This is a genomic window from Streptomyces sp. NPDC054840, from assembly GCF_053611065.1.
Genome location: NZ_JBSGZP010000336.1, coordinates 1 through 7,834, shown reverse-complemented (window position 1 = coordinate 7,834; position 7,834 = coordinate 1). Strand labels below are relative to the sequence as shown.

At 71.0% G+C, this 7,834-nt stretch carries 6 protein-coding genes and 4 pseudogenes; 7 read left to right on the top strand and 3 right to left on the bottom strand.

The features are described 5' to 3' along the window. On the top strand, positions 1 to 1,485 hold a 1,485-nt coding region (locus ACWGIU_RS22715), incomplete at its 5' end, for an ABC transporter permease (protein ID WP_453708493.1). After that, the gene (locus tag ACWGIU_RS22710; protein ID WP_453708491.1) at positions 1,482 to 2,531 is read left to right on the top strand and encodes an ABC transporter ATP-binding protein; all 1,050 of its coding nucleotides are present in this window, start codon (positions 1,482 to 1,484) and stop codon (positions 2,529 to 2,531) included. The genes ACWGIU_RS22715 and ACWGIU_RS22710, both read left to right, overlap by 4 nt. A 71-nt stretch (positions 2,532 to 2,602) precedes the next feature. Here the strand turns inward: ACWGIU_RS22710 and ACWGIU_RS22705 are convergent, their stop codons facing one another. Further along, on the bottom strand, positions 2,603 to 2,998 hold the full coding sequence (locus ACWGIU_RS22705; RefSeq protein ID WP_453708497.1) for a hypothetical protein: 396 nt from the start codon (positions 2,996 to 2,998) through the stop codon (positions 2,603 to 2,605). Between ACWGIU_RS22705 and ACWGIU_RS22700 the strand changes: the two are divergent. Together ACWGIU_RS22700 and ACWGIU_RS22695 are read left to right on the top strand one after the other, a co-directional pair. Then, positions 2,901 to 3,155, top strand: a pseudogene (locus ACWGIU_RS22700) (hypothetical protein); the annotation flags it as partial. The gene ACWGIU_RS22705 and the pseudogene ACWGIU_RS22700 overlap by 98 nt on opposite strands. Positions 3,156 to 3,941: 786 nt before the next feature. Continuing rightward, positions 3,942 to 4,106, top strand: a pseudogene (locus ACWGIU_RS22695) (ATP-binding protein); the annotation flags it as partial. 19 nt (positions 4,107 to 4,125) lie between these two features. Here the strand turns inward: ACWGIU_RS22695 and ACWGIU_RS22690 are convergent. Next, positions 4,126 to 4,833, bottom strand: coding sequence for a 2-phosphosulfolactate phosphatase (locus tag ACWGIU_RS22690; protein ID WP_453708495.1), 708 nt, complete (start codon positions 4,831 to 4,833; stop codon positions 4,126 to 4,128). A gap of 179 nt (positions 4,834 to 5,012) precedes the next feature. Here ACWGIU_RS22690 and ACWGIU_RS22685 point away from each other — a divergent pair. Both ACWGIU_RS22685 and ACWGIU_RS22680 read left to right on the top strand, forming a co-directional pair. After that, a pseudogene (locus tag ACWGIU_RS22685) lies at positions 5,013 to 5,222 on the top strand (S8 family serine peptidase); the annotation flags it as partial. A gap of 106 nt (positions 5,223 to 5,328) precedes the next feature. Next, positions 5,329 to 5,676: pseudogene (locus ACWGIU_RS22680) on the top strand (transposase); the annotation flags it as partial. A 117-nt stretch (positions 5,677 to 5,793) separates the two neighbouring features. Here the strand turns inward: ACWGIU_RS22680 and ACWGIU_RS22675 are convergent. Then, the gene (locus ACWGIU_RS22675) at positions 5,794 to 6,615 is read right to left on the bottom strand and encodes a DUF2690 domain-containing protein (protein WP_453708489.1); all 822 of its coding nucleotides are present in this window, start codon (positions 6,613 to 6,615) and stop codon (positions 5,794 to 5,796) included. A gap of 281 nt (positions 6,616 to 6,896) precedes the next feature. On the opposite strand from ACWGIU_RS22675, the gene ACWGIU_RS22670 reads away from it, so the two are divergent. Beyond that, the gene (locus tag ACWGIU_RS22670; RefSeq protein ID WP_453708487.1) at positions 6,897 to 7,757 is read left to right on the top strand and encodes a peptidoglycan-binding domain-containing protein; all 861 of its coding nucleotides are present in this window, start codon (positions 6,897 to 6,899) and stop codon (positions 7,755 to 7,757) included. Positions 7,758 to 7,834: the final 77 nt, after the last annotated feature.

Here is a 7,834-nt window from a genome sequence, read left to right as displayed (position 1 = left end):
CTCCTCGTTCCCGCGGCCGTCGCCGCGGTGTTCGCGCTGCTGCCCCTCGGCTATCTCGCCGTCCGCTCCCTGGAGCGCGGCCCCGCCTTCGCCTGGGACGTCATCGCCGACGAACGCACCGCCCAACTGCTGAGCCGCAGCCTCGGACTGGCCGCAGTGGTCGTCTCGGCCTGCGTGGTCCTCGGCGTTTCACTGGCCTGGCTGACCGTGCGGACCGACCTGCCCGGCGCTCGGGTCTGGTCGGTGCTGGTGACCCTGCCGCTGGCCGTGCCCAGCTACGTCGCCGCCTTCGCATGGCTGTCCGCCTTCCCAGAGCTGGCCGGCTTCACCGGGTCGGCCCTCGCCCTGACGCTGGTGAGCTTCCCGTACGTCTACCTGCCCGTCACCGCCGCGCTGCGCGGCACCGACCCCGCGCAGGAGGAAGTCGCCCGCTCGCTCGGCCACGGACCGCTGAAGACCTTCCTGCGGGTCACGCTGCCGCAGCTGCGACCCGCGGCCGCCGGCGGCGCCGTACTCGTCGCGCTGTACGTGTTCTCCGACTTCGGCGCCGTGTCCCTGATGCGGTACGACACCTTCACCCGCGGCATCTACACCTCCTACCGGGCCAGCTTCGACCGCACCCCGGCCGCCGCGCTCAGCGTCGTCCTCGTGGTGGTGACGATCGCCCTGGTCGCCGCCGAGGCACGGACCCGGGGCCGGGCCGGCCACGCCAGGACAGGCGGTGGTACCGCGCGCCCCGCCGTCCCCGCCAAGCTGGGCCGCTGGCGGCTGCCCGCTCTGACCTGGTGCGCTGCGGTCACCGGCGCCGCCGTCCTCACCCCGCTGGCGACGCTCGGCTACTGGCTGGCCGTCGGCAACTCCGCGACCTGGGACCCGGCCACACTCCTCGACACCGCCGCCACCACCCTCGGCGTCGCCGCAGCGGGCGCGGCACTCACTACCCTGCTCGCCCTGCCCGTCGGCGTGATCGCCGCGCGCCACCGCGGCCGGACCGCCCGACTGCTGGAGCAGTCGGCCTACGCCGGCCACGCGCTCCCCGGCATCACCGTCGCCCTGTCCCTGGTCTTCTTCGCGGTCCGCTACGCCGAACCGATCTACCAGGAACTCCCGCTGCTGGTCTGCGCGTACGCCGTCCTCTTCCTGCCCGTCGCCGTCGCCGGCACCCGCGCCGCCGTACTCCAGTCCCCGCCCGTCCTGGAGGACGTCGCCCGCTCCCTCGGCCGCTCCCCGCTGCGTGTGCTGCGCGAGGTGACCGTGCCGCTGGCCGCCCCGGGCGTCGCCGCCGGAGCCGCTCTCACCTTCGTCGTGTGCATGAAGGAACTCCCCGCCACCCTCCTGCTGCGCCCCACCGGCATGGACACCCTGGCCACCCGCCTGTGGACGGAAACCGGCACCGGATCCTTCGCCGCCGCCGCGCCCTACGCCGCCGCCCTGATCCTGCTGGCCGCCATCCCGTCCTACCTCCTCGGAAGGCACCGCACATGACCGACCTGCAGATCACAGGACTGACCAAGGCGTACGGCCCCGGTGCGGCGCCGGTCCTCGACGGACTAGACCTCACCGTCCCCGGCGGCGCTCTGACCGCCGTCCTCGGCCCCTCGGGCTGCGGCAAGACCACACTGCTGCGCATCATCGCGGGCTTCCTGCGCGCCGACGCGGGCACCGTCACCCTCGACGGACGCACGCTTTCCGGTCCCTCAGTCCACCTGGCGCCCGAACGCCGCCGCATCGGCATCGTGCCCCAGGAAGGCGCCCTCTTCCCGCACCTCAGCGTGGCCCGCAACGTCGCCTTCGGCCTGACCGGCCTCGACCGGGCCGCCCGACGGGCGCGCACGCAGGAGATGCTCGAACTCGTCGGCCTCGCCGGATACAGCGACCGCATGCCGCACGAGCTGTCCGGCGGCCAGCAGCAGCGCATCGCACTCGCCCGCGCCCTGGCACCGCAGCCCGCCCTGGTCCTCCTCGACGAACCGTTCAACGCCCTCGACGCCGCCCTGCGCACCGGCGTACGGGCCGACGTACGCGCCGCCCTACGAGCCACAGGCGCCACCGCCCTGCTCGTCACCCACGACCAGCAGGAAGCCCTCTCCACCGCCGACCTCGTCGCAGTCGTCCGCGACGGCCGCGTGGCCCAGTGCGCCACACCACACGAGGTGTACAGCCGACCTGCGGACCCCTGGGTCGCCGCCTTCGTCGGTGACGCGGTACTGGTAACCGGCACCGCGGACCAGGACACGGCGGCCACCGCGCTCGGACGCATCCCGCTCACCAACCCACCCGGCCGGGGCCGCGAGGGCGTGGTGCTGCTCCGGCCCGAGCAGCTCCGGCTGACCGACCCGGACGCGGCCGAAGCCAGCGGCACGGTGACCGACGTCCGCTTCTACGGCCACGACGCCATGGTCACCGTCGCCGTCGACGGCATGGCCGAGCCCATCGACGTCCGCGTCCCCAGCCCAGCTGCCGCCCGTCCCGGTGAGCGCACGGGCATCGAGGTGGTGGGGGAGGCGACCTTGCACTCCGCCGCCGTCTGATTTCGAATGCGCTCCCCGGGGCGGGCACTCCGGCCAGCGACCAAGTGGCTGCGGCACAATCCAGCATGGGTTCAGCACCGGCTACCAGACGGAGATTCAGCGCAGCCGCGCGGGGCACACGCCCGTCGCTGGTGTAAGGACGGAAGCATCCCCCGGTCGTACGAGGCGAGGTAGAGCGCTTGGCGGTGCAGCAGCACCCCACCCTCGCCCGGCCGGGCCGCCGCCTCGGTCGTGCCCCGCAGATGGTCGAAGAACACCGCCCGGTCCACCGCCGCCAGCTGCGGCGCGACGGTGACCGGACCACGCCGGGGCCGGGGTAACCGCCCGGCGAGCGCCGGCGGCACGGTGCCGTTCAGTGCCCACGCCAGCATGTGCGCGGTGTCCCGGGTGTGCACCCACCCGGCCGCGGGTGCGGCGCGCCCAGCCCCGCCGTCCAACCCGGCTGCGAAGTCCCCCGCGTTCTTCATCGCCTTCGACATCCTCCAGGCCGATGGCCTTGAGTTGCTGCCTCTGTCCTACCGGGAGCGCCGTCGACGCCTGGAGGTCCTGTTCGCCGCCCACGCGCTGATGGCACCGTGGACCCTGTGCCCCATGACCACCGACCCGGACAAGGCCAGAGAGTGGCTGGAGGATTGGACGGACGTCTCCGGCGTTGAGGGGATCCTCGTGAAGAACATGGCCAGCGCTATCGGCCGGGAGTCCGCGACCGCGCCTGGACCAGGATCAGACGCAGGAACACCACTGAAGCGGTCATTGGCGCGATCACCGGTACCCTCGCACGCCCCCAGCTCCTCGTCCTCGGCCGCCACGATCCGACCGGACGCCTGCGCCCCGTCGGCCGCACCGTCCCACTGCGCCCCGACGCGGCCCCCACGCTCGCGGAGCACCTCACCCCGGCCGGCCCTGGCCATCCGTGGACCGGTGCGACGTTCTCCTCGGCCTGGGGCACGCGCGACGTCCTTGACACCACCCTCGTCCAACCGGGCCTCGTCGCGGAGATCAGTGCCGACACCTCCGTCGACCGTGGCGGCGTCTACCGGCACCCGATCCGGTACGTGCGCCTGCGCCTGGACGCATCCGTCGATGACGTTCCCCGGTTCGGCCAGGGCTCGGCCGCAGCTGCGGGGTGACCGACGACGCGGCCTGGGCGGTGAAGCTGCCGGGGGGGGGTGGAGACGACCCTGTCTCCGGGCGGTGGAACAGGGCCGTCACGCGCGGGCCGCCCGGAAGATGGGCCGGGGGTCCACGCCATACCGCTCAACGCCTGCGTCCGGCTCCGGGGCACGGGCCAGGGTGCGGCCCTCATCCCCAGCCACGAACCCGCCCCCGAGCGCCGCCCCGGCATCCACGGCGGCGGCTGCCCCGGCCGCCGTAGCGGCGTACTTCAGGATGTCCAGCAGGTCGATGGTGAACGAGTCGTTCGGCGGCTGGACCAAGACGTTCACCGACCCCCGCCTCTGCGCGGCCATCGTCGACCGTCTCACCTTCAACGGCACCATCATCGAGACCGGCACCGATTCCTACCGCCTCGCCAGCACCCGCGCCCGAGCCGAGGAGCCCGCCACAGCGGGATGACCCCAACCCTGGCGGCAGGTCAGCTGGCGTCGCCTGATCCGTCGGGCACCCCGGTGGGACGCAGCACGGTCAGAGAGTCTTCCTGGCGAGCGACCATCGCGAAGGAGAACGTGTCGACCTCCAGACAGAGGTCGACATCATCGGGATGAACACCCTGGTATCCGCGTCGCACCCCGTCGGCAAGGTCGGCGGCTGCCCGGGAGGTCCTCGCGCGGTGGAGATACGGGGCCACCTCGGCATCGCCTCCGGCGAGATGCCGGCCGATGTATTCAGCGCAGGCCAGGTCCTCGGCGGCCTGGCCTTCATCGCCGGTGACGACGAATGTCACCGGTCCGGAACCCTCGGTCTTCAGGAACCGCGCTGTCGCACCGGCCACTACGAAACTCGCGCACAGGACCAGCGGCGAGCTCGCGACGGCCAGGGCACCGACGGTTCCGGCCGTCGTCTTCTGCACCACCGTGCGACCGGTCAGATCGAGCGACCGGATCAGACCGGGTGAGTTCACCGTATCGAAGCCTGCCGCCGGAGCGCCGTCCTTCATAGCCAGCCACCCCGGACGACTCTCCTTCAAGGCCAGTGCCTCACCCTCCGACGAAGCCAGGACGATCCTTTCGGCGCCACGCGAGAACGCCCAGGCAGCCACAGTGAAGGCCCGCATCACGTCGACGACGACCGCAACACGCGGAACGTCAGTCCGCTCCGGAATACCGACAAAGCGATGGTTCATCTCGCCATTCTCGCCGAGGCCCGCATCGCTGATGCCAACGGGCGATCCAACGACCGCCACCGGGGTCTCGGGACACATCGGTGCCGTCATATGGCATCGACATCCGTGCCCTGACTGATCACTAACTGCCTCCGGAACCAGTCAACAAACGCTGTTCCTAGAGATCAACGAAGCCAGACCTGGCCGCGTACGGCAGCAAGGCCCGGATCCGCTGCAAGGAGAACACCACCTGGTGCGTGTCTGACGGAGGTACCTCGTACGCCACTGCTCTGGCCTCCGCCTCCGCCGCGCTCGTGTGGTCGGCTCACCCCGACTGGACCGCAAATCAAGTCGCCCGCGTCCTCATCGAGACCGCCGGCGGCCCCGTCGACGGCGCAAAGCGCAACGACTGGATCGGCTACGGGGTGGCCCGCCCGAGCTGGGTGCTGCTGAAGAAGGCAGGCAACCCGGGGCCGCCTGACGCTGACCCCTTGGCCAGCCCAGCCCCCGTGAAGTTTCGTGCTCCTGCGGATCCGGCTCGCCGGCCGCCGCCCCAAACCCGCCGCCGACGGCACGATCCCCCTCACCTGGCTGATCGCGCAGTGGCCCGAAGCCGAGTCGGAGCCGGTGAGGTACTGGATTGCGAACCTCCCCGCCGATATCCCGGCCAAAGACCTGGTCCGCCTGGCGAAGTCACGCTGGCGGATCGAGCACGACTACCGAGAGCTGAAAACCGCTCTGGGGCTGGACCACTTCGAGGGCCGGTCCTTCACCGGATGGCACCGCCACGTCACCCTCGTCACCGCCGCCCACCTGTTCCTCACCGAACAGCGGACCTGCCCAAAAGCCCCTGCCAGGGCCTGACCCTCTACCAGGCCCTGGACCTCCTCCAACACCTACTCGCCACCTGGACCGGCACCTGCCCCACCTGCCGCCAACCCGCCCCATGCCAGCCCTACGACACCAGCTAACAAAGCACTACTAGTGAACCGTCGGTGCGCTGGGCCCGGCCGTGGATAGAGGGCTGGTGCAGACGGTGCCGCGGGAGTCGATGACGGCGCAGGCGCGGCTGTCGTTCGGGCCGCTGGCCTCCACCATCTGTGTGTGAGCTGTGCGGCCGGTCTGCTGCCGGTATTCCTCCTGGTGCGGGGGGTTGCCCTCCTTGCCGAAGACCTGGACCCGGTCGCCGGGGGAGCTTCCGGTCATCTTGCCCCAGGCGGCATGGCAGCCAGGGCTGTAGCGCAGTTCGATGTGGACACCGAAGTCTCGCCCCTCGGCGGTGGTGACGGCGTCGTTCTGGCAGACGGTGGTGGTCGGTTCGGCGTGGACGCATGTGCTGCCACTGCAGGATGCGGTCGGTGCGGCAAGCGGTCGGACCGGTGCCGCGGAGGTGGCTGGGGACGTGGTCGTGCCGGAGTTTGAGAGGTAGAGGGTGGCAACGACGGCAACGGCGACAAGAACGACCGCAGCCGCTGTTCCCAGAAGGAGCGCCATCCTCTTCCCGCCCCGGGCCGCCGGCACACCAGGAGCGGCATCGCGCCCGTCGGAGTCGCCGGGCGGTTCATCCTCGCTCCGGGTCCTGAGATCCAGCGCGCGGGCGAGATCCTGGTCGGTCCGCTTGTAGTGCTCCGCCAGGGAACGGATCACCGGTTCGGGAACGTCCTGCTTGGCGTTCTCGTAGCGCGACAGGGTGCCCTGGGTGAGGTTGGTGTGCCTGGCCACGGTGTCCTGGGTGGGGGTTCCGCCAGCCTCCTTGCGCCACTGCCGCAGTAAGCGAGCCAGCTCCACTCGCGCTGGCGACATTCCCTGCTCGGGTTCCCCAGCCTGACCGACGGGTCGATTCTGCCGCATCCGCGCATTTCCCCTTCGCTTGACCTCTGCATACCCGCAGCTCACAGCCATGCATACATCAGCGGATATGCCCGCATGAGCCGACGGCCCGCACAGCGTAGAAGCGTGACGAGGTCTCGGGCAATGTGGAGATCAGCCGGTGCGAACGACCCGGCGACACCCCACCACCCCAGCCCCGTACGGGCGTTGTTCGCCATGCCCGGACGAGGGGCCACACCTGAAGGAGCCACACCGTGAAGTTCTCTCTGCCCGCCACCCGCACGGGCCGCGTGCTCGCCTCCGCCGCCCTGGCCGGGCTCGTCCTGACGGGCGCAGCCATGAACGCCAGTGCCGAGTCCGTTCCCCCCGGCCGCCACCTCACCCCCCTTCCCGAGAGGTCGATCACCCCCGTCGTCCCCCTCACCCTGCGTCCGGGTGCGAAGGGGGATGCCGTCAGCCGGCTCCAGGACCGTCTGGCCCTCCTCGGCAGCCCGGTGAAGACGACGGGGGTCTTCGACAGCGCCACCACCAAGGCGGTCAAGTACTTCCAGAAGGCCCACGGCCTGGGGGCCGACGGCATCGTCGGTCCGAAGACCCGGGCCTCCCTGGACCGCTCACCCGGCGCGCCTGTCCGTGGTGACCGCACCACCCTGGCTCAGCAGATCCTGAACCGTCGCGGCATCACCCCGCTCAACGCCCATTCCGAGCCGGTGGGCGGCCCCCACCTCGACTCCACCGCGCTCAGCAACATCCGTGACACAGCGGATGGAAAGAGTGCGCTGACGAGCTCGTACAGCGATGCCCACGGCAAGCGGGTCCAGCTGGACGAGCGCATGCTCCACGGTGTCCTCCAGCTCGACGCCAACCACGGTTTCTCCGTCAACATCACCGAATTCGCGGGTGGCGATCACAGCCGGACGTCGTTGCACTACAAGGGAGTCGCCTTCGACACGAGTGAGATCAACGGAGTGCACGTCGACATGTCGGGCAAGGGCCGCGAACTCGCCGAACGCCTCCAAAGCGCTTGTTACTTCCTCGGCGCCTCCCAGGTCTTCGGCCCCGGGTACCCGAAGCACGATAGGCACGTCCACTGCGCCTGGACCAGCAAGAACTGATCCCCCAGGGTGGTGGGGGGGGCCGGGGGGGGGGGCCCCCCCCCCCCCCCCGGGCGCCCCCCCACCCGGAACACCCG

Coding starts and splice junctions, on each gene's coding strand:
- ACWGIU_RS22705 (WP_453708497.1), bottom strand. CDS start 2,998: ATGAAGAACGCGGGGGACTTCGCAGCCGGGTTGGACGGCGGGGCTGGG.
- ACWGIU_RS22710 (WP_453708491.1), top strand. CDS start 1,482: ATGACCGACCTGCAGATCACAGGACTGACCAAGGCGTACGGCCCCGGT.
- ACWGIU_RS22675 (WP_453708489.1), bottom strand. CDS start 6,615: ATGTCGCCAGCGCGAGTGGAGCTGGCTCGCTTACTGCGGCAGTGGCGC.
- ACWGIU_RS22690 (WP_453708495.1), bottom strand. CDS start 4,833: ATGAACCATCGCTTTGTCGGTATTCCGGAGCGGACTGACGTTCCGCGT.